The organism is Oryzomonas rubra, assembly GCF_008369015.1.
In the GTDB taxonomy this organism is placed as follows: Bacteria; Desulfobacterota; Desulfuromonadia; order Geobacterales; family Pseudopelobacteraceae; genus Oryzomonas; species Oryzomonas japonica.
The window spans coordinates 78,697-103,166 of sequence record NZ_SRSD01000005.1; the positions used below are offsets into that span (position 1 = coordinate 78,697).

Here is a 24,470-nt window from a genome sequence, read left to right on the forward strand (position 1 = left end):
TGGAATTGCCATGGTAAAAGCGGACTGCCGCCGCAGACTGATGGAGGTGGGAACACGACTGTTTGCAGAGCGCGGTTTGCACGGCGTTAGCGTCAGGGAATTGTCTCGGGCAGCAGGGGCGAGCATTTCCATGATCTCGTACTACTTTGGCAGTAAAGAAGGCTTATACAGTTCGGTGTTACAGGAGCAGTTTGCCTGTTTCGACCAGATTGGCGATATCCGGCAGCAAGGGGCCAGCCCTCTGGCAGTGCTAGAGGGCTACCTTCGCTGGACCATCCAGCGGCACCGCAGCAACCCGTACCTCCTGCGGTTCTACACCAGCGAGCTCACCAATCCCACGGCTTACTTTGCGACGCTTGTCGCGCCCCCCATCGGCAATGTGATAAAAATCCTTGCGGATGTGATTGAAGAAGGGAGGCAACAAGGGCAATTCCGGCCGGGCATCAATGCCGTGAACGCCGCACTTGCCCTTGCCGGCATGATCAATTATTTTTTCCTCAGCACCCTGGCCACCGAGTCCCTGACCAATCATTCACCCGCTCAGGACGAGCAGTTGGTCGGCCAGTATGCGGCCATCTTTACCCAGGGCATTATTGCCGCTCCGTAAAAACTCCCATCGACCACTTCGGTATAACGGACGCACCTGCCGAATAAATGAAAGTCATGTAGCGCAACAGTCATATTCGGCAAAACGACTTACTGCCCGGTCAGTACCTAATTAAAATACATCTGCATCCGTTACCAATAAGGGCCACCGGCGATAGCCGGTGGCCCTTATAAAAAACCAAATGGTTTTAAATGGTTATGGCGGAAGAGGTGAGATTCGAATGAGAATCAAACTGAAGGAATTAATGCTAATTAAACCCTCACTCTATAAACCCACCAATAATTCTATGTCCCCTATCACACACTGATATTGTGTCATTTTTTGTACCACTCTTAGGCCCAAAAATCAATCAAAAAGCTCTATACCATGAAGATATTATATCAATATCCCCCCCTTTTGAGCCAAAATAATAAACGAGTAGCTTTCAAGTTGTCGAGCAATTCATATTAAAAAGATGTCTTGCGTATAGCATGTATGGGTGGCATACCAAGAGCATGGGAGCTATCTATTAAATGTACCTACACATCATGCACAATATTATTAAGATTGCTTTGAAAATATACTGGAAATGATGGTCACTTCTTGAACTTGAAGACTTCATCAAAACCGTGATTTTTGCTATCAAAAGCCCTTTTAAGGTCATCAACGTACATATCAACTGCACTCATGATTTGATTCACCTGGTCTACGGTGTATGAGTAATTGTTTTTGTTGGAAAGATTCTTCAGCATCCTGATAGCCTCTTTTAGCCCTTCAACCCTCTTCTCTGCTAAACGTTCAAATCTCTGAGGTTTACCTTCGCGTTTTCCAGCTGCATTGACTTTTTTCAGGTCATTGCTATCAATGTCCATAATAGCATCCTTATTACTATATTTACCATATGTATCACTATATTGTTGACAGGTGTAAGAATATATGATATAATATAAGGCATAAATAATACATTTGCAATATGTATTTTTAGAGGGGGTGTCAACACACCTGATATAAAACTCTGATGCGATGGTATAGTGGATATAGCCTCATAATCTAATTATGCTGATTTAAAGGCTATATTGCATATATGTAGTTAAGTCATTTCGCTCTTTGATAACTGAATATTGGGTACTAAATTACCATAAAAAAGGGGGGAGATTGCAAAGAAGAATGTAGATTAATTTTGAAATACCAGATTTAATCAACATTGTGAAATGTAAAGGAGAAATATTATGAGTAGTTTATCAAACAAGGAATCGAGATATTTAGAAGATTCCTATATGTTGGCAGCTTTGCAAACATTGTATAGTGATACCCGATTCAAGCCAGTAATAGACGATAAAGGGTGGGTCGGATTTAAAGTATTTATTCCAAATATAGATGATAAAATCGAAATAGTGGCTTGTGGTGAAGAAGCTCCACTTATGGATTATATTGGAAAGCTTAAAAGCCTTAAGAGCCTAATTCATACTTTGAAATTTGGAAGGCGGGGCAATCGATGAGGGCGTTGCCATATATGCCAATGTATTTTAGTGAGATATTTGCAGACGTAAGAATGAATTGGCTGACAACTGAAGAGCAAGGAGTTTTCCTAATACTATTGGGGCGAATGTGGTCAAATGAAAATGAGCTTCCAAATGATGATGACCTGATTGCAAAGTTGATGAATATGTCAAAAAGGAAATGGCTGGGACTGAAAGAAAAATATTTAAAATTGAAATTGTTGCATGACGATTTTTCATATTTACGGAACAATCGACTAACAAGAACATATGAGGAATCAAGGATAAAATCAAATAGATTCAAGGAAATGGCTGAAGCAAAATGGGCAAAAGCGAAAGAAAAGCAAAGTAGCAAACCTAGTGCTTTTGGACCATTTGGCGAAGAGTGATAATCTAAAGGGTATGCCTACGCATAAGCTTAAGCATATGCAATATAGTATAATATAAAATAAAAAATATAGTAAATAGCAGGTAAAAGCATATGTAATATAAAAGGAGATATTACAAAAACTGAAGATAATGCTTACTTAATATCGCATGCCTTTGATTGGCATGCATAAGGATGTACATGGCTAACAAAGTTAATTATAACGAAGGAGAATTCAGCTATCTAACAACTTCAGAAAGACTAACAATCGGTGATAAGCCGACTATGGAGGCAGCTAACAAGTATTTTAGTAAAAGGGAAATTCCTTTCAGGAGATATGGGTTTGATAACTCGACTGAAAGACCATGGGAATTCCCGAATGTCCTCAGGCATGGGCCTGACTTAACAATTTCTATTGAAGGCAAAGATTTTTTTTGCGAAGGAAAGGGGGTTGGTTCAGATAACATCCTTAAAGTTCGTGCTGATAAGATTGAGAGTTATAAAAAGTGGGAGCATCTGCTTCCTCTAAAGATGTTTATATATAACTCCTCAAGTGGCCTTTGCGCTTTTATTGACTTTACTGATTTTCTCAGAACTCTAAAAGGGCTGAAGGTTACAAAGCACGAAAAAATGGGACGTATCTTTGAAATCCCCTGTTCGCGCTTCAATTGGGAAAAAATATAATCTGATGTAGGTTAAGATGAGCCCCGTCAAAACATCACATGGCGGGGCTATTTTTTTAGCAATTTAGATTCAATTTTAACATACCCTTAGCGTAGCATGCCTGTTGTTGTTTTAACGCTTTGTAGGACAAATTTGGAAGCCAGATGTTATGCGTTAATTAAATAACTGGTAACTACTTTTGGAACAGACATTAGTTCTATCTACCATATTTATGCATATAAAAAAAACCATTATAATAACTAAATACAATTAATTTAGAATCTCATCTTATGCACTGATACATATTACCAATAATAAATTAAAACATATCATCGTTAATATCAGTAACCATAGTCTAATTTATTTTTTATATCGTTTAGTTTGTGATTAATTCTTGCATTATTGAAGTCATTTTCACTTTGTCTGAGCTGTTGGCGTATTTCAACTTTTTTTCGCTCTGCCTCTTCTTTCTGCATGCACTTCGCATCAAACAAAGTCATTAAGCAAACTCTCCCCTCCCCGCATTCTCCAGGTATTCCTGTGCAATTTATTTTAGCAAGTTTTTGGTTCTCTACAAGTTGCTCTCTTATTAGCTTTTGCTTGTATTCATCCGCGGCTTTAACTTCAGCTTCTTTTTTGAATCTCTCGTTTGCGGCATTAGCCCGTTGATTTTCCATTGCTTTTTGTTCTGGTGTAGACTTTCCAAACTTACGTTCAAGATATTTATCATCAAATTTCAAGGTTGGTCTATTGTCTACCTTTTCATCACTGTATGTATCATTAGCAATATATTTAACATTATCTATTATTTGTTTTTCAATTTTAACTGATTTATCTTTTTCAAGTGCAGCCCTGTCGATTGTCAGAGTTTTTTTCTCGTTTTTACTAAATACTAATACTGTCAAAATATCAGTTTTAAATTGATACAACTCTGAAGAACTTCTTATATTTTTATTGTTAATAGAAATAATGATATCTCCGCGTCTAAATCCAAGATTTGTTGTGTCGGCTTCATAAAAGCCACTTTTAACAGTCGGATGATATCCATAGACACCATATTTCATAAAGCTTGAAGGAGTATCACTATCAACAACTTCAATTCCATAAAAATCAATTGAATGTGCAATCAATGGATTTACGCTAATAACAAATACTGATACCAAATAAGCTGTTAAATATTTCATAGCAAAACCTCCTAGAAATATTAATTAAACGATAATTTCTGAAGTGTTTTAACAAGCATTTTTATCTCGTATTTCTTCCCATACCTGCCCATAGTGATTGAATGATTCTTGTGGCCCATCAATTCAGCAATGAGTGATTCTGAAACCCCCTGCTGCTTCAGCTTGTTGGCAAACGAATGTCGAAATGAGTGAAACACTTTGCGCTTGTCTTGAGTGATATATTTCCTGTTGAATCTCTGAAACCATTTACCATATAAATTTGAATATCCATTTATTTTTGAAAACGTCAGTTGAGGCCAAAGGCGCTCGCACTCTTCACCTCTAATATTATCGATGTACGTTAAAAGCCCTAATTTCAAAAGGGAAAGGTGTATGGGGACGATACGCCTGCTTGAAATATTTTTCAACTTTTTATCTTTTTCATCATTAATATTAAAACACCATACATCATTGATTTTTTGAATGTCTTCAAAATAGAGCTGGCATATCTCATCCTGCCTCATTCCAGAAAATATTCCAATAAGAGCAATCCATTTCCTTTCATCCTTCAAACTTGAATTACAATTTGTCAGTAGTGTTATAACCTTGCAAATCTCCTCATCGGAGTATGCGCATCTCTCCTCATCACTACTTTTCTTGACAGGTATCATCAATGATTCAGCAACATTTCGATATAACAATCCTTCCCTTACTGCATACCTTAAAACTGCCCCCATTCTCATGATATGTTTATTAACTGAGGTCAGGCTCATGGGGACAATATCTGAAAGACTTAAAATTTCATTGATGCTTTGCTGTGGGAACTTCTTGTAAAGGTTAGGTGGTAATTTTTCTAATGTAGCTCGAAGTTCGAGCATTAAAGGTCGAGTTATTGCAATGATTCTTCTATTTCCAACAATGTCGAGTAACAGTCTACATTCACTTATTACTTCCATCTTTGATTTCGGAACCCATTCCTTTTCATGGTGCTGAATATATTTGCTTATTAAATCCGATAGGTTCAATTGTGCTGTGGAATGGCGTGTTACCTTTTGAATTATTGAGCTGATTAATTGAGAGAGTGTGTCTTGCGAAAAAACACCACTTCTAAGGATTGAAAATGCTTGCTGAACTTTACTCTCGATACCGAAAGCATGGCATTCAGCAATTTTTCTATCTTTTGTTCCGAGAGATTGTTTAATTTCCCTGAGTGGGAAGAGCTGTTTTAGGTCATTAGGGATGACAACACGATAGTAAAAAAAGCCATTTCGAAGCAGAATATGCTTGTTTATAAACATAAACCCCCACCTCCATTTTTGTACCAAAATTGTACCAATGGAGATAGGGGTTTGTTTTATGTAGCAATGTTAGCTACTTATAGTACTGGCGGAAGAGGTGAGATTCGAACTCACGGAGGCTTGCACCTCGGCGGTTTTCAAGACCGCTGCCTTAAACCACTCGGCCACCCTTCCAGACACTCAAGTTCAATTTCTATAGCATACTCTCCCCCGAAATTCAAAGGGTATCAGGCGATCCGCTCCAGCCCGCCCATGTAGGGGCGCAGCACGGCAGGGACGAGCACCGAGCCGTCCGCCTGCTGGTAGTTCTCCAGCACGGCCACCACGGTCCGGCCCACGGCCAGGCCCGAGCCGTTCAAGGTGTGGACGAACTCCGGCTTGGCCTTTTCGTCCTCGCGGAAACGGATGCCGGCCCGCCGCGCCTGGAAATCGCCGAAGGTGCTGCACGAGGAGATCTCGCGGTAGCAGCTCTGCCCCGGCAGCCAGACCTCCAGGTCATAGGTCTTGGCGGCGGAAAAGCCGATGTCGCCGCTGCACAGGGCCATCACCCGGTAGGGGAGCCCCAGCAGTTGCAGGACCTCTTCCGCATTGGCCGTCAGCTTTTCCAACTCGGCCGCCGACTCGGAGGGGTGGGTGAACTTGACCAGCTCCACCTTGTTGAACTGGTGCTGCCGGATCAGCCCGCGGGTATCCTTGCCGTAGGAACCGGCCTCGCGCCGGAAACAGGGGGTGTAGGCGGTGTAGCAGATCGGCAGGTCGGAACGTTTGAGGATCTCGCCCCGGTGGATATTGGTCACCGGCACCTCGGCCGTGGGGATGAGAAAGTATTCCGGGTCCGCCAACTTGAACAGGTCTTCCTCGAACTTGGGAAGCTGACCGGTGGCGGTCATGGAGTCGCGGTTGACCATGAAGGGGGGCAGCACCTCCGTATAACCGTGCTGTTCCGTATGCAGGTCGAGCATGAAGCTGGTCAGGGCGCGTTCCAGACGCGCTCCGGCGCCCCGGTAGAGGGTGAAGCGTGCGCCGGTGATCTTGGCGGCCCGCTCGAAATCCAGGATGCCCAGCCCCTCGCCGATCTCCCAATGGGGCTTGGCCGGAAAATCAAGAGGCTTCGGCTCGCCCCAACTTCTGACCACCACGTTGTCGTTTTCCGATCTCCCCAGCGGCGTGGAGGGATCGGGCAGGTTGGGCACGGTCATGAGGACGCCGCTCAATTCGTCATCCACCTGTTTGAGTTCCTCATCCAGCGCCTTGATCCTGCCGGACACCTCGCGCATCTCCAGGATCTTGTCCTGAACCAGGCTCTTGTCCTTGACCTTGCCGATCTCCTCGGAGACGCTGTTCTTGACGGCCTTGAGCGATTCGCCCTCCCGAAGCAGCGCGAGGCGGCGTTCATCCAGATTACGGAACCGTTCCAGGTAGGGAGCGCCCCCGCGGGTAGCCAGACGGCGTTCGGCCTCGTCCAGGTTTTCACGGATAAATTTCATGTCAAGCATCTGAAACACCTTTATTTTTAGGGATTAAAAGTGTATTTTTTAGCACCTGCACCGCCCTACGTCAATGTAAAAGAGCCCCATGAAACGGATACCATCCCTGATCATAATCGCCGCCCTGCTCCTGGCCATGCCGTTGTGGGCCCATGGCCAGGAGATCGTCATCGGCGCGGTCGGCGACATCATGCTGGCCGGCCGGTGGGCACCGTTCCTGAAGAGCAAGGGGTACGGCCACCCCTTTGCCGGGGTGACATCGGCATTGGCTATGAGCGACATCAACCTGGCCAACCTGGAATCACCCATCGCGAACCGGGGGAGGGAATACACCACCAAAAAATTCCGCTTCCGGGCCGAGCCGGAGGTGGCCAGGGCCGTGCGCACGGCGGGCTTCAACCTGGTCACCCTGGCGAACAACCACAGCATGGATTTCGGCGCCGCGGCTTTGACCGAGACCATGGCCAACCTGGAGACGGCCGGCATCACCTGGATCGGCGCCGGCGAAAACCTGGCCGAGGCGCGCAGGATGGCGATCTTTACCGTCAAGGGGAAGAAGATCGCCTTTCTGGGCTATTCCCTGACCCAGCCGGTGGAGTTTTTCGCCGCGCGGCAGCGCCCCGGGACCGCCCCGGGCTATGAAACCATCTTTACGCCCGATATCGCCAGGGCGCGCAAGGAGGCGGATTACGTGATCGTCTCCTTCCATTGGGGCAAGGAGGGGCGCGCCATGCCGACCCCCTTTCAACGCAGCATCGCCCATAAGGCCATCGACGCGGGCGCGGACGTGATCATCGGGCACCACCCCCATGTCTTGCAAGGCATCGAGCGCTACAAAAAGGGCATCATCTTCTACAGCCTGGGCAACTTCACCTTTGCCAGCAAGAGCGCGGCAGCCGACCAGAGTGTCATCATCCGCCTGCGCCTGGACGACACGCGGCGCGAGGCGGAAATACTGCCGCTGGACGTGCTCTACCGGCGGGTAGGGTTTCAGCCCCGGCTTTTGTCGGGAAGACCGGCTGCGGGCGTTATAGAACGATTGAATTCCCTGTCGAAAGCGCTTACAACAGAGATCAAATCCCACGATAATTCATACTTTGTGAGTTTCTGACATGAAAATTCTCTTTACCACGCTCCACGCCAAATACTCCCACGCCTCCCTGGCGCTCCCCTGCCTGGCGGCATACTGCCGCACCATCCCCGACGTAACGGTTGTCATCCGGGAGTGGACCACCAACGAGCCGCGCGAACAACTCTTGCGCCATATCATGTCAGAACAGGCGGACATGGTGGCCTTTTCCTGCTACATCTGGAATATCGAAAAGACCCTGCGCATCGCCTCCGACATCAAAAAGATCGCCCCGGATACGCGCATCGTCCTGGGCGGCCCGGAGGCATCCTTCAACATCTTCGAGTTGATGCACGACAATCCGGCCGTGGACTTCGTGGTCAAGGGCGAGGGGGAGCGGGTCTTCCACCAGCTGACCACAACCCTCATGGAGCACGGCGGCAGCAATCTGCTGGAGCGTTCCCTGGGGGAGATCGACAACCTGTATTTCCGCGACGGCGACGACATCACCTCCGGCCCGCTCGGCAAACATTTTCTGGAACTGGATACGGTCCCCTCCCCCTTCGAGGCGGGGTTGGTGGACCTGAAAAAGCCGCTGATCTACTACGAGACCTCCCGCGGCTGCCCCTTTGCCTGCGCCTTCTGCCTCTCGGCCGCCGAGGGTCACGTCCGCTCCTTCGGCATGGAACGCATCAAAAGCGACCTGACCCTCCTCATGGGGCACAAGGTGGCCAATATCAAGCTGGTGGACCGCACGTTCAACTTCGACGCCCAGCGGGCCAACCAGATCTGGGAATTCATCCTGGAGCACAACCGGGGCAGCCACTTCCATTTCGAGATCTCCGCCGACCTTTTGACCGATGCGAACCTGGACCTGCTGAAGCGCGTCCCCCCCGACACGTTCCGCTTCGAGATCGGCGTCCAGTCGGCCTCGGAAACCACCCTGCTGCGGGTCGGCCGCAAAACGGACCTGGGCCGCATCTTCGACGCCGTCCGCCGCCTGCGGGCCGAGACCAACATCGAACTGCACCTGGACCTGATCGCCGGGCTGCCGGGCGAGGACTTCACCGGCTTTCTCGCCTCCCTGCGCGCCGTGGCCGACCTGAACCCGCACATGATCCAGATCGAACCGCTCAAGGTGCTCAAGGGCTCTGCCATGCGGGAGATCGCCAGCCGGGACGACTACCATTTTTCCGGGTTCCCCCCCTACACGATCCTGCGCAACCCGTGGCTCGCCTTTGCGGATATCAGCCGCATCGAAACCATCGGGCGCCTGCTGGACCTGTTTTACAACCATGACGGCTTTGCCGCGACGCTGGCGCTGCTGCGGCGCACCATCGACACCGCCTCCCTCTTCGACCGCATGGCGCGCCAAGCGGGCAACGACAACCTCTCCGGCCTCTCCACCCGCCGCGTGTACGAACTGTTCGCCCGCCTGGCGGAGCCGCTGGTGGACGACGCAACACGCCGTCTGCTGCACGATGCGCTCTTCTTCGACTATTGCCGGCACGAGATGCCGCTCATGGGCAAGCTCCCCTCCTTTGCCGCCGAACACCAGGCCGAATGCACCTGGCCGGCCTTGCGCGACCTGCCCAATCCCCCGGACCTGCCGCCGGACAGCCGGGTGAAGGCTTTCCGCTGCACCTTTTTAAGGGATTACCGCAACGAGGAGTGGAAAAACGGGACGGTGGGGATTACCTTCGTGTACGCCTCCGGGGCGGGGCGGGGGTTGCAGGTGTTGGTGGTGTAAAATAGGAAGTGTCCTATTTATCCCCAAATTTTGCCCCCAATATGCTATAGGACTTATTGTGTCACTATTGTAGTGCAGACTATGGGTCAAGGATGAGAAGGTAATGAACACATTCCTAAGCGTATCAACAGATTGCCAATGAAAATTCAGAATCCTGACCAACTTGTCTATTTGAATGATTACGTTGACGATGAGTATTCATATGAAGGTCTGTACCCGAAAGGTGCCAGAGAAAAAAAGAGCTTAACAGCACCGCCTAATGTACCCTATGACTTTTTAATTAATAGACACCGATATCTTTTTAAAAAATCATTCAGACGTTATCCCCACCAATTTTGGATTGAAATAGCAGCATATCGTATTGGTTGCCTAATGGGGGTTAGTGTCCCCCCTGCTTTTGTAGCCTATGATTCTTATGACGCTGAGTTTGGGGCACTAATTGAATGGTTTTATGACTATCCAAATAGTGACAAACAGGCGTATCATGATGGTGGCGTCTACATGATGCAGCTTATTGATGATTATGATATGAAAGCCGGTGCCCAACATAACTTTGTAACCATTTCAACACTCATGAGAGCGCTACATAAGATAAAAGTCATGAGCGAAAATTGGGCAGAGTCTTGGGCTAAAATTTTCACCTTTGATACAATTATTGGCAATACAGACCGGCATCATGATAACTGGGGAATCATCTGGAATTCTAATAACTCTATATCTGGTGAAATATCTGCTGTAATAGCTCCTGCATTTGATAATGGTACGAGCCTTGGTCATGAAATAATAGATAGCAATCTTGCTAAATTTGAAAACCTTGACATGCTTAATAGTTATATAAACAGAGGCAAGCATCATGCTCGTTGGCAAAAGGATGATATTGACAGGATAACACATATTGAATTCATGAAGAGATATGCCAATAAGTTTCCTGATACACGTCAAACGATACTAAACTGTTTGAGTTTTGATTCAACCAGACTAATAGAAGTTATTTACCAGTTAACACATTTTGATGTATTAGTACCACTCACAGAACCTCGTGCAAAATTTATGGTTAACCTTGTTGAAACTCGGAGGCGGAACCTGCTTCGAGAATTAGGTGCATAGTATGACAGTAATTTCAAACATCATAGAGCCAAACCGCCTTCTACTTTCTTGGCAACCAATGAGTGACGACCAAAACAGAACTCGTTGCGTTGTAGGTGAGATATTGCGGCAAGATGATAATTACATCCTTAGATACCTTGTTGATTCAAACGACTTCAGGCTGGCTTTAGAGTCAAATTTCACCTTCTATCCAGCCTTTAGGGATACTGCCAAAGATCACACAAGCGGCGTTTTAGAAACGTTTATGCTAAGACTGCCCCCTAGAAAAAGGGAGGATTTCAGAAACTTCCTTCAATCTTTACGCCTTCCTCCCGATGCAACCATTTCTGATTTCGCCTTATTGGGGTACTCTGAAGCAAGGCTGCCGGGTGATGGTTTCTCGATTATCAATCCATTCGATAATGCACCAGCTCCATGTCAATTTTTGAGCGAAGTTGCAGGGTATCGGTATTACCCTGGCCCTAGCATGAACATTCAAATAGGTGAGCCTGTAACGTTTGAAGCTGATCCTGAAAACAAGTATGACCCGATGGCAATAAAAATAATGTTACGAGGGGAACTCATTGGCTATGTTAATAGGTGTCAAACTGCTCCTTTCCATCAATGGATGCTCAACAACAACTTACACGCAGCTATTGAAAAAATAAACGGGACTCCTACAAAGCCACGACTCCTCTTGTTTGTAGAGGTTTCTTAGACTGTGAGCGATGCTCGCTCAGGTAAAACAGGGGCACTCTCTGCTCTAAGCGAGGGTGCCCCATTTCTGAGCCTTTATCGACTGATCCAACCGAAATTCCAGCACAAAGCTTATTGAAGTCCCGCCCCACCTCAATACAACAAATACCTCCCCCGCACCTTCCTGAACCGTTCCAGATCCTCATCCCACCGCCTGACCACATCAAGGGGCGTAACCCCCTTCTGCTTCAGCAGACGCCACGCCTCCCGATCCCCCACCTCGGTGCCGAACCCCTCAGATACCTTGAACTGCCGGGGATGGGTCTCGTAGAAGGCCTGGGCCAGGTGCAAACCGGCCAGGACTGGATCGAGCCGATCCCGGTCCAGGGCGGCGACGCAGACGCCGGAGCAGCGTTTGCCCCGATAGGGGTGCCCGGCCGCGGTCGGCACAAAGCTGCACGGGGTAAAGCTTATGCCGGGGATAGAGCGCCCCGCCAGGTTGCGCGCCACTGCCGCGCCATCCGCCCAGGGGGCGCCGTAGGCCAGGAAGGGACGCTCCGTGCCGCGCCCCACCGAGAGGTCGGCCGTTTCCAGCGTTCCCAGGCCGGGGTAGAGGATGGCGGCCGGGAGGCTTTTCATGTTGGGCGAGGGGTTGATCCAGGTCAGGCCGGTTGCGTCGAAATACATGGAGCGCCGCCATCCCTGCATGGGGACGACGGTCAGGCGGCAGCCGATGCCGAACTCCGTGTTGAAGAGCCGCGCCAGCTCCCCCATGGTCATGCCGTGGCGGGTGGGGATGGGATGGATGCTGGTGATGGCGCCGCAGCCGCTCGCCCGCTCGGGCAGGGCCGTGGTGGGGATGGCCCCCTCTACCCGTTCTCCCCCCAGGGGGTTGGGGCGGTCCAGGACCACGAAGGGGATACCGGCGTCACGGGCCGCGCGCATGGCGAGGGAGAGGGTGCCGATGTAGGTGTAGAAGCGGGTGCCGATATCCTGGATATCGAAGACCAGTATATCCACCCCGTGCAGCATGTCCGGCGTGGGGCGGCAGGTGGCGCCGTAGAGGCTGTGTACCGGCAGGCCGCTGGCCCGGTCCGTGGCCGACGCGACCTTTTCGTCCGCCTCGCCCCGGATGCCGTGCTCGGGGCTGAACAGGGCGGTCAGGCGGCAGCCGGGGGCCCGGTTGATGATGTCGATGGTGCTGCGGCCGTCCCGGGAACGGCCGGTGTGGTTGGTGATCAGGCCGACCCGCTTCCCTTGCAGGAGGTCGAAACCGCGTTGTTCCAGCACGTCGATGCCGGGCAGGACCGGGCCGTCGGCGGCAAAGAGCTGCGACGGGAGGCACGGGATAAATAGGAGGAACAGGAGTACTCGGATGACGGCCACGCGGCCGATCATGTCACTCACCGCTCTGATCCTCCCAGGCAACCGGTTCCATGGTCACCCTGGCGCCCAGTTCGGCCAACAGTTCATCCATCTCCTCCACGAAACCGGGCATGATGGCAATGCGGATGATGCCTGCCACATTATCCACGGTGCTCATGGTGTTCATCCCCTCATAGGCCTCCAGGATGAACTTGAGGTAGACCATATCCCGGTGTTTGACCCGGAAATAACGGCAGACGGCATCGGACAGGGGGACTTCGGGGGAAAACAGGCTGGGAGGAGGAGGTTGAAAACGCATCACGGGGCCTCTTCCCCCTGGATGGCCACCCGACCCGCCCGTCCGGGAATCTCGCCCATGAAGAGCCGGCACGCCGGCACGTTGGCAACCTGGCGCGCCGCCTCGCCCAGGGTGATGCAGCGGATGCCCTCTGCCGCGAAACGCTCCAGCAGGCGGACAAACGAGGCGCGGATGGCGCCCCCCTCCAGTTCGGCGTGTATGGTCAGCACATTGAGCCCGTCCTGCAATTGGGCCAGGTAGTAGTCGTGGATGTTTTCGGGGGTGACGCCGTTCTCGCCCAGGATCTCGTCGGCGGTCGGCAGGGTGGTGGGGATCTGGAGGGTGCGGAAACGGCGGCCGTCCATGACCGGGTAGAAGGGGTGGGTGCCGCGCCCGTCGCTGCAATAGCTCAACCCCATGGCGTCCTGCACCTCCAGGGAATCGGGCGACACGGTCCAGCCGGGGGCTGCCGTGGTTACGGCGCGATGGCCCAGGATCTCCTCGAACTGGGCGCCGGCCAGGCCCAACTCCATGGCGGTCACGCGCTTGGGAAACCAGGGGAGGTAATCGTGCCATTTGACATGGTCCCAGCAGTGGATGCCGACCTCGTGGCCGCGCTGTTCCGTGGCCCGCAGCACGCCGGGAAAGGCCGCCCCAATCATGGGCGCCGGCAACAGCGTGCCGTAGAGCATGGTTTTGATGCCGTAGGCCGCCGGCGCCTTGGTGCGCAGCATCTTCTTGAGGAACCCCTTGCGGGTGAAGATACGCCGGATGGCCTTGCCCGAATTGTCCGGCCCCAGGGAAAAATAGAAGGTGGCCGAAACCCCGAAGCGGGCCATATCCTCCAGCAGCGCCGGTACGCCGTCGCGCGTCCCGGCATAGGTATCCACATCCACCTTCAATGCAACGATTTTGTCAGCCATGAAGCGTCCGTCCCCTGCTCTTCGTTTGCGATAGAGCCCGGAGTTTATCAAGGTTTGCCCGTCGTGTACAACCCAAATATGGTTTTGCCGCCACGGCAGCGACCGTCTTGATGTTTTCTTGATACCGCTGCCGGTCATCTTGATACTTTATTGATGGTGGTGATGGTAGATTGAAACGATTGCATCGCAAGGGACACAAGACTTGAGCTGTCGTAGTGCAGCCGTGGCGTTGACCGCCATACGGGGAGAAACAGATGGAGCCGGAAAACGATCCCGCCGCCAGTAGCATTTTCCAGAAGATCGCCCAAGCGGTATTTGGAAGCCCAAAACTCATCAAGGACCCCCACCTCTTTCACAAGATGTCCCTCATTCCCATACTGGCCTGGGTCGGCCTGGGGGCCGACGGCCTTTCCTCCTCGGCCTACGGTCCCGAAGAGGCCTTCCGCGCCCTGGGGCAGCACACCTACCTGGCCATCCTCCTGGGCCTGGCCACGGCCGTCACCGTTTTCATCATCTCCTACGCCTACTCGCGGATCATAGAGCACTTTCCCCACGGCGGCGGGGGCTACATCGTGGCGACCCACATGCTGGGGGAAAAGGCGGGGGTGGTCTCTGGCAGCGCCCTGCTGGTGGACTACGTCCTGACCATCACCGTTTCCATAGCGGCCTGCGTGGATGCCATGTTCAGCTATATCCCCCACCAGTTCCACCAGTACAAGGTCCCCTTCACCTGCTTCCTGGCAGTGGTCCTCATTGTTCTGAACATCCGCGGGGTCAAGGAATCCATTTCCATACTGGCGCCCATCTTCGCCATCTTTGTCGTTACCCACATCCTGATGCTCCTGGATGGCATCTTCACCCATACCGACCGCTTCGCGCCACTCGCCAGGGATTTCCAGAGCGGGCTCCACCATGATCTCTCCACCATCGGCTTCTTCGGCATCCTGCTCTTGTTCATGCGGGCCTACTCTCTGGGCGGCGGTACCTATACCGGCATCGAGGCGGTATCCAACGGCCTGCAGATCATGCGCGAACCGCGGGTGCAGACCGGCAAACGGACCATGGTCTACATGGCCACCTCCCTGGCCTTCACCGCCGGGGTACTTTTCCTCTGCTACTCGTTGATCGGCATCAGGCCGGTGGAGGGCAAAACACTCAACGCCGTACTGGCCGACGGCCTGTTCAGCGACTGGCCCATGGGGCACGCGATAGCTTTCATCACCATCTTCTCGGAAGGCGCCCTGCTCCTGGTGGCCGCCCAGACCGGCTTCGTAGACGGGCCGAGGGTCATGGCCAACATGGCGGTGGATTCCTGGTTCCCCCACCGCTTTGCGGCCCTCTCCGTCCGGCTGACCATGCGCAACGGCATCATGCTGATGGGCACGGCGGCCATCGCACTGCTGCTCTATACCAGGGGATCGGTCGATGCGCTCATCGTCATGTACTCCATCAACGTCTTCGTAACCTTCTCCCTCTCCCAGTTGGGCATGTCGCGCTTTTTCATCCAACGCCGCAGGGAAGACCCGAAATGGCTCCAACACCTGAGCGTGCACCTGGTCGGCCTGGTGATCTGCGCCACCATCCTGGTCATCACCACGGTGGAGAAGTTCGCCGAGGGGGGGTGGCTGACCCTGCTGATCACCTCGGTGGTCATCGCCCTCTGCTACCTGATCAAGGGGCATTACACCAGGGTGCGCCAGGGGATCGCCCAACTGGACGAAACTTTATTGGACTTTCCCATCACCCGCCCCTATAACGACGCCCCCCTGAACCGCAACGATACCACCGCCATCCAACTGGTCTCCGGCTACAGCGGCTTTGGCGTGCATACCCTGCTCTCGATCCTGACCACTTTTCCCAAAACCTACAAAAACGTCGTGTTCGTCTCCGTGGCGGTGGTCGATTCAGGCTCTTTCAAGGGGGCCGAAGAGGTTGAGGCCCTGGAGGCCTCGGTCAAGGCCGGACTGGAGAAATACGTCGACCTGGCGCGGCGGCTCGGCTTCGCCGCAGACTATCGCATGGAGGTGGCCACCGACGTGGTGGAAACCGTCACCGGTATCTGCAAACAGGTACACGAAGAGTACCCACGGTCGGTGGTCTTCACCGGCCAGCTCACCTTCAGGCTGGAGAAGTTCTACCACCGGATGCTGCACAACGAGACCGCATTCGCCATCCAGCGCCGTCTGCAGTGGGACGGCCTCACCACGGTTATCCTGCCCATACGGATGAGGAGTTGAAACGGTCTTGATGCCTTCTTGACGCGCACGCCCCCCATTTTGACACACACCTTATGAGGCCCCTGGTATCCTGTAATCGTAGCAGGAAGGCGTACAGGAGGCGGGCCATGAAAGTCTATCAGTTCAACCCGGAAAACGGTTTCTATGCAGGCGAGTTGTTCGAAGATGATGAGATGCTGGAATACGTGGAAGGCATCACCACCATCGCACCGCCAGCCTATGGGCCGGGACAGGTCCCGGTCTTCGACCCGGACAAGCGGGCCTGGGACATCATGCCTGTCATGCTGCCCCGCCGGAAGGTCCCCCATGTTGCTCATAGAATCCCAAGGTGGACACCCCCGGACAATCGGCTATAATGGAACCATCCCATCCTCCCACAACGAGGCTTACCCCATGCCCGCTAACGGCGACGACAACCGCCCCTCCCCCGAAACCCTCCTGAAGCTTGCCCAGGCGGAGGAAGCCGCGGCGGAACAAGGACAACCGGGAAAACTGAAGATCTTCCTCGGCTATGCCGCCGGGGTCGGCAAGACCTTTGCCATGCTGGAAGCCGCCCGTCAACGCCGGGGCGAGGGGCGCGACGTGGTGGCGGGGTACGTGGAGTCCCACGGCCGCTCCGAGACCGACGCCCTGCTGGAGGGCCTGGAAGTCCTCCCCCGGAAGGAGTTCATCCATCAGGGGGTGCGACTCCCCGAGATGGACCTGGACGCATTGCTGGCCCGCAAGCCACAGATCGCCCTGGTCGATGAGCTGGCCCACAGCAACGCCCCCGGAGCACGCCACGACAAGCGCTGGCAGGACGTGGAGGAACTCCTGGCCGCCGGCATTGACGTCTTCACCACGGTCAACATTCAGCACTTCGAAAGCCTGAACGACGTGGTGGCCCAGATCACCGGCGTGGTCGTGCGGGAGACCCTCCCCGACCACCTGCTGGACACCGCCTTCGAGATCAGGCTGGTGGACATCCCCCCCGAAGACCTGCTGCAACGCCTCCACGAGGGAAAGGTCTACATCGCCGACCAGGCGGCCAAGGCCATGGAGAAATTTTTCAGGCCGGGCAACCTGATGGCGTTGCGGGAGCTGTCCCTGCGCCGCACCGCCGCCCGGGTGGACGACCAGATGCGGGCCTATATGGAGACCCAGGCCATTACCGGCCCCTGGGCCACCACGGAGCGGCTCCTGGTCTGCGTCAGCGGCAGCCCGTACAGCGAAAAGCTGATCCGCGCCACCTGCCGCCTGGCGGAAGAGTTGAAGGCCCAATGGTATACCGTCTATATCGAAACCCCGGGCAGCGGCAAGCACGTCAGGGAAAACCGGGAGCATGTGTGGCGCGACCTGCGCCTGGCCGAGAGCCTGGGCTCCCAGGTCGCCTCCGTCACCGCAACAACGGTTACCGATGCGCTCTTGGAGTATGCCGCGCGGCACAATGTCACCAAGATCGTGATGGGCAAACCGACCAAGCCGCGCTGGCGCGAACTGGTGGTCCCGCCTGTCGTGGATCAGGTCATCCGCCACAGCGGGGCCATCGACGTGGTGGTGGTCAGCTTCGAAACGGTGGAAAAACCTGCCCCCCATGCGGCTCAAGCGGCCCAGAGCCCGTTCGGGTTCCGCGGATACGCGGCGAGTCTCATGCTCGTCATCGCGGTTTCGGCGGTGTGCGAGTTTTTCAGGCCCTTTCTGGACCCGACCAATATGGTCATGTTCTATCTCCTGGCGGTGGTGGTCGCGGCGGTGCGGCTCGACCGGAAACAGGCCGTGGTCACCTCACTTCTGGGGGTATTGGCCTTCGATTTCTTCTTCGTCCCCCCCCGCCTCACCTTTGCCGTGGCCGACACCCAGTACCTGATCACCTTCATTGCCCTGTTCATCGTGGGCGTGGTCATCAGCACGCTGGTGGCCCGGTCACGGGAGCGGGCCGAGGCGATGCGGGCCCGTGAGGTGCAGACCGCAAGCCTCTACTACCTGAGCCGCGACCTCGCCGCAGCCGTGGATATCGGCGCCGTCATGAAGGCGCTGATCAGAAATGTGGAGGAGGCCCTGAACGCGCATGTGGCCCTGTTTTTGCCCGAGGGGGAACGGCTCGACGTCATGGCGGTAAGCCGCGGCCTCGGCATCGACGCCAAGGAACAGGCCGTGGCCGACTGGGCCTTCCGCAACCGCCATCCGGCCGGACGCGGGACCGACACCCTCGTCTCCGCCGACCTGCTCTACCTCCCCCTGCAGACCCCGGCCAGCGTGCTGGCCGTCATGGGGGTACGCCTGGAAAACGACGTGGAGTACCGCTCCACCGAGAGCCGGCGGCTCTTGGACGCCTTTGCCACCCAAGCCGCCATGGCCATGGAACGGGTGCAGTTCTCGCGGCAGGCAGAGCAGGCCCAGATACTCCAGGCCAGGGAAAACCTGGAACGCGCCCTGCTCAACTCCATCTCCCACGACCTGCGCACCCCCTTGGCATCGGTTACCGGCGTCCTCACCAGCCTCAGGGACGAAGGGGCGCACCTGAGCGACCCGGCGCGCCGCGAACTTCTGGATACCGCCTGCGGCGAAGCCGAGCGTCTGAACCGTTTTGTCGGCAACCTGCTGGACATGACCCGCATCGAGGCCGGCGCGGTCAGGCTCAACCTGGAACCGTGCGACGTGCAGGACCTGGTGGGATGCGCCCTGGCGGTCCTGGAGCCGCGCATCGAAAACCGGGAGATCTCGTTCAGGATGCTCCCGGCCATGCCGCTGGTGCCCATGGACCTGGTTCTGATGACTCAGGTCCTGGTCAATCTCCTGGAGAACAGCCTGAAATACTCGCCCCCCACGACGCCGATCGAGATTGCCGCCCGTACCGACGCTTCCTGGCTCATCATCGAGATAACCGACCACGGCCCCGGCGTTCCCGAAAAGGATCTCCAGCGCGTCTTCGACAAGTTCTACCGCATCCCGGTCCCCGAGGGCGCCGGGGGAACCGGCCTGGGGCTCTCCATCTGCAAGGGGATCGTGGAGGCGCACGGCGGCACGATCAGGGCGGAGAACCGTCCGGGCGGAGGGCTCGGGATCGTGCTGCACCTGCCGCTCGATCCGGGCAGCCTGCCGGGCTTGTAGGGTATGAACAGAGTATCCGGGAGTAGTTGCCCGGTCACATCCTCCGGGAGGATGTCCCCTATGCGGCGTTCAAGAAAGAGCACGACTGACGGAAAGGGCGCGCGACATGGCCGATGAAAAGAGTTCCCTCTTGCCCCGCATTCTGGTAATCGACGACGAACTGGCGATACGCCGTTTTCTCCATACCATTCTGTCCAACGAGGAGTTTTCCCTGCACGAGGCGGAAGGCGGCCACAGCGGGCTGGCGGCGGCAGCCGCATTCCGGCCGGATGTGATCCTGCTCGACCTGGGGCTGCCGGACCTGGACGGGATCGAGGTCATCAGGCGCATCCGCGAATGGTCCCAGGTCCCGATCATCGTGCTCTCGGTGCGGGAGCGGGAGGACGACAAAGTCGCCGCCCTGGATGCCGGCGCCGACGACTACCTCACCAAGCCGTTCGGCGTGGGCGAACTGCTGGCCCGCATCCGGGCCTCACTGCGCCGCACGCTCCAGCAGGCCGCGGAACCGGTTTTTACCAGCGGCGGCCTCACCCTCGACCTGAACCTCCGCCAGGCAACCGTCAACGGCGTCGAAATCCCCTTGACTCCCACCGAGTACGACCTGCTCAGGCTGCTGGTCACCCATGCCGGCAAGGTACTGACCCACAGCCAGATACTCAAGCAGATCTGGGGCATCGCCTACCAGGAACAGCCCCACGTACTGCGGGTGAACATCAGCAACCTGCGCCGCAAGATCGAGGCGGACCCTTCACGTCCGCGTTACATCGTTACCGAACCGGGCGTGGGATATCGGCTCAAGATTATCGAATAACGCGGTGGGGCGCTGCCATGAAGATTGACCTCTTTGACGCGGGACTCGGCCCCTATCCCGGAGGCGGCCCCGACCAGGTGGTCGTGATGAACCGGCAAACCATGCAAGGGGCATAAAATGGGCATCCAGAAAAAACATTGAGCGCATACGCCTCCGGTGGTATAAGTTGTAATTTTTCGGAGGCATTGCGTGGTAAAACATGTGGAGGCCGACTCCTACTGGGGCGGCATCATCAAATCAATGGGGCTGGTGTTCGGCGACATCGGTACCAGCCCCATTTATACCCTGACCGTCATCATCGCCTTCACCAAGCCGACCCAGGAGAATGTCTTCGGCATCATCTCCCTGATCGTCTGGACCCTGATGATCCTGGTCAACATCGAGTACGCCCTCCTGGCCATGAGCCTCTCCCGCAAAGGCGAGGGGGGGACCATCGTGCTGCGCGAGATCCTGGTGCGCATGATCAAGCCGGGCCGCCAGATGGTCTTCGTGACCTTTCTCTCCTATCTGGGCGTGGCCCTGCTCCTGGGGGACGGTGTCATCACACCGGCCATCAGTATCCTCTCGGCCGTGGAAGGGGCTCTGCTGATCCCCGCCCTGAGCGGTCTCTCCCAAGGTGCCATCATATTTGCCGCCGCCGTCATCGCCATAATCCTGTTCATCTTCCAGTTCAAGGGAACCGACAAGGTGGCCAAGGCCTTCGGGCCGATCATGCTGGTCTGGTTCGCCTCCCTGACCCTTTCAGGCACCCTCTCCCTGACCTCCTTTCCCGGTATCATCGCCGCCATTAGCCCCCACTACGCCATCGCGTTCCTGGCCAAGAACGGCCTGGCCGGTTTCTTTGTCCTGTCGGAGGTCATCCTCTGCGCCACCGGCGGCGAGGCGCTCTATGCCGACATGGGGCACCTGGGGCGCAAGCCGGTCAAGCGGGCCTGGTATCTGGTCTTTGTCGCCCTGGTGATCAATTACCTGGGACAGGGCGCCTTCATCATCACCCATCCCGATGCCAAGAACATCCTGTTCGGCATGGTCCAGTCCCAGTCGGCGCTGCTGTATGTCCCCTTTCTGGTACTGACCATCATGGCCACGGTGATCGCCTCCCAGGCCTTGATCAGCGGGGTATTCTCCATCGTCTACCAGGGTATCACCACCCGTATCCTGCCGTTGCTGAAGGTGGATTACACCTCCCATTACCTCAAATCGCAGATCTACATCGGCGCCGTCAACTGGCTCTTGCTGGCCTTGGTGATCATGATCATGCTGATCTTCAAGAAGTCCGACAACCTGGCGGCGGCTTACGGCCTGGCGGTGACCGGCACCATGACCATCACCGGCATCATGATGGTCATGATCTTCTCCCGCACCAAGAAGAAGTGGAAGGTGCCGGTGGCCCTGTTCGTGACCCTGATCGACGCCGCCTTCCTGACGTCGAATCTCCACAAACTCCCTGCCGGCGGCTACTGGTCGCTGATTCTGGCATCCATCCCCCTGGGGGCCATCCTCATCTGGACCAAGGGACAGCGAGCCCTGTACCGCGCCCTGAAGCCGCTGGACCTGGAAACCTACCTGATGAGTTACGAGCAGATCTACCACAAGGGGCACATAGCCGGAACCGGCCTGTTCTTCGTCAAGGAGTACAACACCATCCCGCCGTACCTCGTGCACTGCACCATCCGCAGCAATATCATCTACGAGCGCAATGTACTGATCTCCATCATTCGCACGGATGAACCCTATGGCCTGAAAAGCAACCTGACCACCGGCCTGGGAACCGGCCTGGACGCCTTTGAAGTCATCGCCGGCTACATGGAGATGTTCGACATCGAACAGTTGCTCAAGGATAAGGGCATCCTGGAAAAGGTCATCTTCTACGGCATTGAGGACATCGCCACCGCCAACCCGGTCTGGAAGATCTTCTCCGCCATCAAGAAGCTGACCCCAAACTTCGTGCAGTTCAACAAACTCCCCGCAGCAAAGCTGCAAGGGGTCATTACCCGTGTTGAGATGTAGACGTATGAAAGCCTAGCTTTTATTGACCCATTTCAACGCAGAAAGAACGTCATCAAATCATGATCAACTGGTTATTGCTGCTGGTCGCCCTGGGCATCATCCTGCTGGGGGCGACCGTTTTTACGAACGGACTGGAGTGGTTCGGCAAGAAGATGAACCTGTCGGACGGCGCCGTGGGGAGTATCTTTGCCGCCATCGGCACGGCCCTGCCCGAGACCCTGGTGCCGATCATCGCCATCCTGTTCGGTTCCAAAGCCGCCGGCCACCAGATCGGCGTGGGGGCCATCATCGGCGCCCCCTTCATGCTGGGGACCCTGGCCTTCTGCATCAGCGGGATCGCGGTCATGGTCAACCGCAGCAAGAGGGACGACTACCCGGTCATGCGGGTGGACACCATCGTCATGCGCCGCGACATGGAATACTTCATGGCACTCTACGCCCTGGCCATCGCCGCCTCGTTCCTGGGCGGACACCCGGTGATCAAGACCTTCATCGCCCTGGCGCTGCTCCTGGTCTACGGCGGTTACGTGCTCAGGACCCTGCGGGGGGGCAACGGCAATCACGAGGTCGAGGAGGCCGACCTGGACCCGTGCTACTTTGCGCCAAAATCCCATGACCCCCACATGAGCATCATCACGTTCCAAGTGCTTGGGTCACTGCTCCTGATTGTATGGGGTTCGTATATCTTTGTGGAAAAGGTCCAGGTCATCTCGGGCCAGATGGGGATTTCGCCGTTCGTGCTGGCCATGATCATCGCCCCGATCGCAACCGAGCTGCCGGAGAAGTTCAACAGCGTCATCTGGATCAGCAAGGGGAAGGATACCCTGGCGATCGGCAACATCACCGGCGCCATGGTCTTTCAGGGGGCGGTCATCACGGCCATCGGCATCCTGATGACCGAATGGCGATTGGAGGCCACGGCCTTGACCACCGTGGGCATCACCTTCGCTTCGGTGGGAATGGCCTACTGCCAGATCCGCTGGAAACGGCACCTGACACCGGGGACGTTGTTGGTGGGGGGGATTTTCTACCTGGCGTTCATCGGTTTTGTCGTGGTGGGGAAAATCTGATCCCCTGCCGGCTGTTGCGCCGCTCCAGTTCGGCATCGATCAGGTTGAGCACCTCGAACTTGTTCAGCGACCAGAGGGGCGCCACCAGGTTGTCCCGCCCCCCGTCGCCGGTCAGGCGGTGGATCAGGACCGCCGGATCGAGCAGTTCCAGGAAATCGCACACCAGTCCGGCGTAGCCGTCCCGGTCCAGCAGTTCCACCTCGCCCCGCCCGTACATCTCCGCCAGGCGGGTTCCCTTCATCACATGCAGCAGGTGCAGCTTGACGCCGTCCACGCCGAGGCGGTTCAGTTCGCCCGCCATGGCCAGCATCTCCTCCCGCGATTCTCCGGGCACCCCCAGGATCACATGGGCGCAGACGCGTATCCCGCGGGCCTTGGCTCGCTCAAGGGCATCTACGAAACAGGCGTAGTCGTGGCGGCGGTTGATGAGCGCCAGGCTCTTGTCGTGGATGGATTGCAGCCCCAATTCCAACCAGAAATAGGTCTGCTCCCCCAGGTGGGCCAGGTAATCGAGCACCGGGTCGGGCAGACAGTCGGGGCGGGTGGCGACGATGATGCCGACCACGCCGGGAACCGAGAGCGCCTCGTCGAACAGCGCCCTCAGATGTTCCACCGGTGCGTAGGTATTGGAATAGGCCTGGAAATAGGCGATGAATTTTTCCGCCCGGTACTTGCGGCGCATGACCTCCTTGCCGTCCTCCACCTGGGCGGCCACGGAGAGTTCGGGGCGGATGCTGTAGGCGCCGGAACCGGCCCCGCCGCAGAAAATGCACCCCTCCCGGTCCAGGGTCCCGTCCCGGTTGGGACAGGTAAAGCCGGCATCCACGGAGATGCGTTGCACCTTGCAGCCGAAGAGCCGCTTCAATTCGTCGGAAAAGGTATTGTACCGCTTGGGTCGGGACACTTGTAGGTCTCTGAAAACTCAGGTTGTTCAAAAATAGTCAGATCGTCGCACCCGCAGGAAGCACCGCGGAGGCGTAGCAGCGCTACGCCGCACAATTC

22 protein-coding genes and 1 tRNA gene are annotated in these 24,470 nt (G+C 55.1%); 14 read left to right on the plus strand and 9 right to left on the minus strand.

Going from position 1 to position 24,470, the window contains the following annotated elements; genetic code table 11:
• Window positions 1-10: 10 nt before the first annotated feature.
• Entirely contained in the window at window positions 11-607 is a 597-nt protein-coding gene (locus tag ET418_RS09325; RefSeq protein WP_149307340.1) for a TetR/AcrR family transcriptional regulator, read from the plus strand.
• 575 nt (window positions 608-1,182) lie between these two features.
• Here ET418_RS09325 and ET418_RS09330 read toward each other — a convergent pair.
• Window positions 1,183-1,458 carry a hypothetical protein gene (locus ET418_RS09330; protein ID WP_149307341.1) on the minus strand — a complete coding sequence of 92 codons (276 nt, stop codon included), beginning with the start codon at window positions 1,456-1,458 and terminating at the stop codon, window positions 1,183-1,185.
• A 357-nt stretch (window positions 1,459-1,815) separates the two neighbouring features.
• Between ET418_RS09330 and ET418_RS09335 the strand changes: the two genes are divergently transcribed.
• The 3 genes from ET418_RS09335 (at window position 1,816) to ET418_RS09345 (ending at window position 3,136) form a co-directional block, all read left to right on the plus strand.
• Entirely contained in the window at window positions 1,816-2,085 is a 270-nt protein-coding gene (locus tag ET418_RS09335; protein WP_149307342.1) for a hypothetical protein, read from the plus strand.
• Window positions 2,086-2,099: 14 nt separating this feature from the next.
• Window positions 2,100-2,474, plus strand: coding sequence for a DUF1376 domain-containing protein (locus tag ET418_RS09340; protein WP_188055456.1), 375 nt, complete (start codon window positions 2,100-2,102; stop codon window positions 2,472-2,474).
• A 179-nt stretch (window positions 2,475-2,653) separates the two neighbouring features.
• Window positions 2,654-3,136: a hypothetical protein gene (locus ET418_RS09345; protein ID WP_149307344.1), complete on the plus strand. Its 483-nt coding sequence runs from the start codon at window positions 2,654-2,656 to the stop codon at window positions 3,134-3,136.
• A 320-nt stretch (window positions 3,137-3,456) separates the two neighbouring features.
• On the opposite strand, the gene ET418_RS09350 is transcribed toward ET418_RS09345, so the two are convergent.
• The 4 genes from ET418_RS09350 to serS all read right to left on the minus strand — a co-directional run bounded on the left by ET418_RS09350 (window position 3,457) and on the right by serS (window position 7,072).
• Window positions 3,457-4,299, minus strand: coding sequence for a hypothetical protein (locus ET418_RS09350; protein WP_149307345.1), 843 nt, complete (start codon window positions 4,297-4,299; stop codon window positions 3,457-3,459).
• 20 nt (window positions 4,300-4,319) lie between these two features.
• On the minus strand, window positions 4,320-5,576 hold the full coding sequence (locus tag ET418_RS09355; protein WP_149307346.1) for a site-specific integrase: 1,257 nt from the start codon (window positions 5,574-5,576) through the stop codon (window positions 4,320-4,322).
• A gap of 86 nt (window positions 5,577-5,662) precedes the next feature.
• Window positions 5,663-5,750: transfer RNA gene (locus ET418_RS09360), tRNA-Ser, on the minus strand.
• 53 nt (window positions 5,751-5,803) lie between these two features.
• Window positions 5,804-7,072 carry a serine--tRNA ligase gene (gene serS, locus ET418_RS09365; RefSeq protein ID WP_149307347.1) on the minus strand — a complete coding sequence of 423 codons (1,269 nt, stop codon included), beginning with the start codon at window positions 7,070-7,072 and terminating at the stop codon, window positions 5,804-5,806.
• A 79-nt stretch (window positions 7,073-7,151) separates the two neighbouring features.
• Here serS and ET418_RS09370 point away from each other — a divergent pair, with 79 nt between their 5' ends.
• The 4 genes from ET418_RS09370 (at window position 7,152) to ET418_RS09385 (ending at window position 11,686) form a co-directional block, all read left to right on the plus strand.
• Complete coding sequence (locus ET418_RS09370; protein WP_149307348.1) at window positions 7,152-8,174, plus strand: CapA family protein; 1,023 nt, start codon at window positions 7,152-7,154, stop codon at window positions 8,172-8,174.
• A 1-nt stretch (window position 8,175) separates the two neighbouring features.
• Entirely contained in the window at window positions 8,176-9,882 is a 1,707-nt protein-coding gene (locus ET418_RS09375; protein WP_149307349.1) for a B12-binding domain-containing radical SAM protein, read from the plus strand.
• A gap of 138 nt (window positions 9,883-10,020) precedes the next feature.
• A complete protein-coding gene (locus ET418_RS09380; protein WP_149307350.1) occupies window positions 10,021-10,989 on the plus strand; it encodes a HipA domain-containing protein in 969 nt (322 codons plus the stop codon).
• Window position 10,990: 1 nt separating this feature from the next.
• The gene (locus ET418_RS09385) at window positions 10,991-11,686 is read left to right on the plus strand and encodes an HIRAN domain-containing protein (protein ID WP_149307351.1); all 696 of its coding nucleotides are present in this window, start codon (window positions 10,991-10,993) and stop codon (window positions 11,684-11,686) included.
• A 131-nt stretch (window positions 11,687-11,817) separates the two neighbouring features.
• Here the strand turns inward: ET418_RS09385 and ET418_RS09390 are convergent, their stop codons facing one another.
• The 3 genes from ET418_RS09390 to ET418_RS09400 are packed head-to-tail and all read right to left on the minus strand — an operon-like array spanning window position 11,818 to window position 14,250.
• Window positions 11,818-13,062 (minus strand): exo-beta-N-acetylmuramidase NamZ family protein, encoded by a 1,245-nt coding sequence (locus tag ET418_RS09390; protein ID WP_246153020.1) that lies wholly within the window; start codon window positions 13,060-13,062, stop codon window positions 11,818-11,820.
• 1 nt (window position 13,063) lies between these two features.
• Window positions 13,064-13,348 (minus strand): DUF4911 domain-containing protein, encoded by a 285-nt coding sequence (locus ET418_RS09395; RefSeq protein WP_246153022.1) that lies wholly within the window; start codon window positions 13,346-13,348, stop codon window positions 13,064-13,066.
• Entirely contained in the window at window positions 13,348-14,250 is a 903-nt protein-coding gene (locus ET418_RS09400; protein WP_149307354.1) for a 4-deoxy-4-formamido-L-arabinose-phosphoundecaprenol deformylase, read from the minus strand. Before ET418_RS09400 ends, ET418_RS09395 begins: the two co-directional genes overlap by 1 nt.
• A 254-nt stretch (window positions 14,251-14,504) precedes the next feature.
• Here ET418_RS09400 and ET418_RS09405 point away from each other — a divergent pair, with 254 nt between their 5' ends.
• From ET418_RS09405 to ET418_RS09430, 6 genes are all read left to right on the plus strand, one after another.
• Window positions 14,505-16,487, plus strand: a complete 1,983-nt coding sequence (locus ET418_RS09405; RefSeq protein ID WP_149307355.1) for an APC family permease — start codon at window positions 14,505-14,507, stop codon at window positions 16,485-16,487.
• Window positions 16,488-16,594: 107 nt separating this feature from the next.
• Complete coding sequence (locus tag ET418_RS09410; RefSeq protein ID WP_149307356.1) at window positions 16,595-16,843, plus strand: hypothetical protein; 249 nt, start codon at window positions 16,595-16,597, stop codon at window positions 16,841-16,843.
• A 37-nt stretch (window positions 16,844-16,880) separates the two neighbouring features.
• Window positions 16,881-19,577 (plus strand): sensor histidine kinase, encoded by a 2,697-nt coding sequence (locus ET418_RS09415; protein ID WP_149307357.1) that lies wholly within the window; start codon window positions 16,881-16,883, stop codon window positions 19,575-19,577.
• A 106-nt stretch (window positions 19,578-19,683) separates the two neighbouring features.
• The gene (locus ET418_RS09420) at window positions 19,684-20,388 is read left to right on the plus strand and encodes a response regulator (RefSeq protein WP_149307358.1); all 705 of its coding nucleotides are present in this window, start codon (window positions 19,684-19,686) and stop codon (window positions 20,386-20,388) included.
• A gap of 240 nt (window positions 20,389-20,628) precedes the next feature.
• Complete coding sequence (locus ET418_RS09425; RefSeq protein WP_149307578.1) at window positions 20,629-22,398, plus strand: KUP/HAK/KT family potassium transporter; 1,770 nt, start codon at window positions 20,629-20,631, stop codon at window positions 22,396-22,398.
• Between the two features lie 59 nt (window positions 22,399-22,457).
• Entirely contained in the window at window positions 22,458-23,468 is a 1,011-nt protein-coding gene (locus ET418_RS09430; RefSeq protein ID WP_149307359.1) for a sodium:calcium antiporter, read from the plus strand.
• Here the strand turns inward: ET418_RS09430 and mnmL are convergent.
• A complete protein-coding gene (gene mnmL / locus ET418_RS09435; protein WP_149307360.1) occupies window positions 23,437-24,372 on the minus strand; it encodes a tRNA modification radical SAM protein MnmL/YtqA in 936 nt (311 codons plus the stop codon). The two genes, ET418_RS09430 and mnmL, sit on opposite strands and share 32 nt — an antisense overlap.
• Between the last annotated feature and the right edge of the window lie 98 nt (window positions 24,373-24,470).

Coding starts and splice junctions, on each gene's coding strand:
- ET418_RS09325 (WP_149307340.1), top strand. CDS start 11: ATGGTAAAAGCGGACTGCCGCCGCAGACTGATGGAGGTGGGAACACGA.
- ET418_RS09330 (WP_149307341.1), bottom strand. CDS start 1,458: ATGGACATTGATAGCAATGACCTGAAAAAAGTCAATGCAGCTGGAAAA.
- ET418_RS09335 (WP_149307342.1), top strand. CDS start 1,816: ATGAGTAGTTTATCAAACAAGGAATCGAGATATTTAGAAGATTCCTAT.
- ET418_RS09340 (WP_188055456.1), top strand. CDS start 2,100: ATGCCAATGTATTTTAGTGAGATATTTGCAGACGTAAGAATGAATTGG.
- ET418_RS09345 (WP_149307344.1), top strand. CDS start 2,654: ATGGCTAACAAAGTTAATTATAACGAAGGAGAATTCAGCTATCTAACA.
- ET418_RS09350 (WP_149307345.1), bottom strand. CDS start 4,299: ATGAAATATTTAACAGCTTATTTGGTATCAGTATTTGTTATTAGCGTA.
- ET418_RS09355 (WP_149307346.1), bottom strand. CDS start 5,576: ATGTTTATAAACAAGCATATTCTGCTTCGAAATGGCTTTTTTTACTAT.
- serS (WP_149307347.1), bottom strand. CDS start 7,072: ATGCTTGACATGAAATTTATCCGTGAAAACCTGGACGAGGCCGAACGC.
- ET418_RS09370 (WP_149307348.1), top strand. CDS start 7,152: ATGAAACGGATACCATCCCTGATCATAATCGCCGCCCTGCTCCTGGCC.
- ET418_RS09375 (WP_149307349.1), top strand. CDS start 8,176: ATGAAAATTCTCTTTACCACGCTCCACGCCAAATACTCCCACGCCTCC.
- ET418_RS09380 (WP_149307350.1), top strand. CDS start 10,021: ATGAAAATTCAGAATCCTGACCAACTTGTCTATTTGAATGATTACGTT.
- ET418_RS09385 (WP_149307351.1), top strand. CDS start 10,991: ATGACAGTAATTTCAAACATCATAGAGCCAAACCGCCTTCTACTTTCT.
- ET418_RS09390 (WP_246153020.1), bottom strand. CDS start 13,062: ATGATCGGCCGCGTGGCCGTCATCCGAGTACTCCTGTTCCTCCTATTT.
- ET418_RS09395 (WP_246153022.1), bottom strand. CDS start 13,348: ATGCGTTTTCAACCTCCTCCTCCCAGCCTGTTTTCCCCCGAAGTCCCC.
- ET418_RS09400 (WP_149307354.1), bottom strand. CDS start 14,250: ATGGCTGACAAAATCGTTGCATTGAAGGTGGATGTGGATACCTATGCC.
- ET418_RS09405 (WP_149307355.1), top strand. CDS start 14,505: ATGGAGCCGGAAAACGATCCCGCCGCCAGTAGCATTTTCCAGAAGATC.
- ET418_RS09410 (WP_149307356.1), top strand. CDS start 16,595: ATGAAAGTCTATCAGTTCAACCCGGAAAACGGTTTCTATGCAGGCGAG.
- ET418_RS09415 (WP_149307357.1), top strand. CDS start 16,881: ATGCCCGCTAACGGCGACGACAACCGCCCCTCCCCCGAAACCCTCCTG.
- ET418_RS09420 (WP_149307358.1), top strand. CDS start 19,684: ATGGCCGATGAAAAGAGTTCCCTCTTGCCCCGCATTCTGGTAATCGAC.
- ET418_RS09425 (WP_149307578.1), top strand. CDS start 20,629: ATGGGGCTGGTGTTCGGCGACATCGGTACCAGCCCCATTTATACCCTG.
- ET418_RS09430 (WP_149307359.1), top strand. CDS start 22,458: ATGATCAACTGGTTATTGCTGCTGGTCGCCCTGGGCATCATCCTGCTG.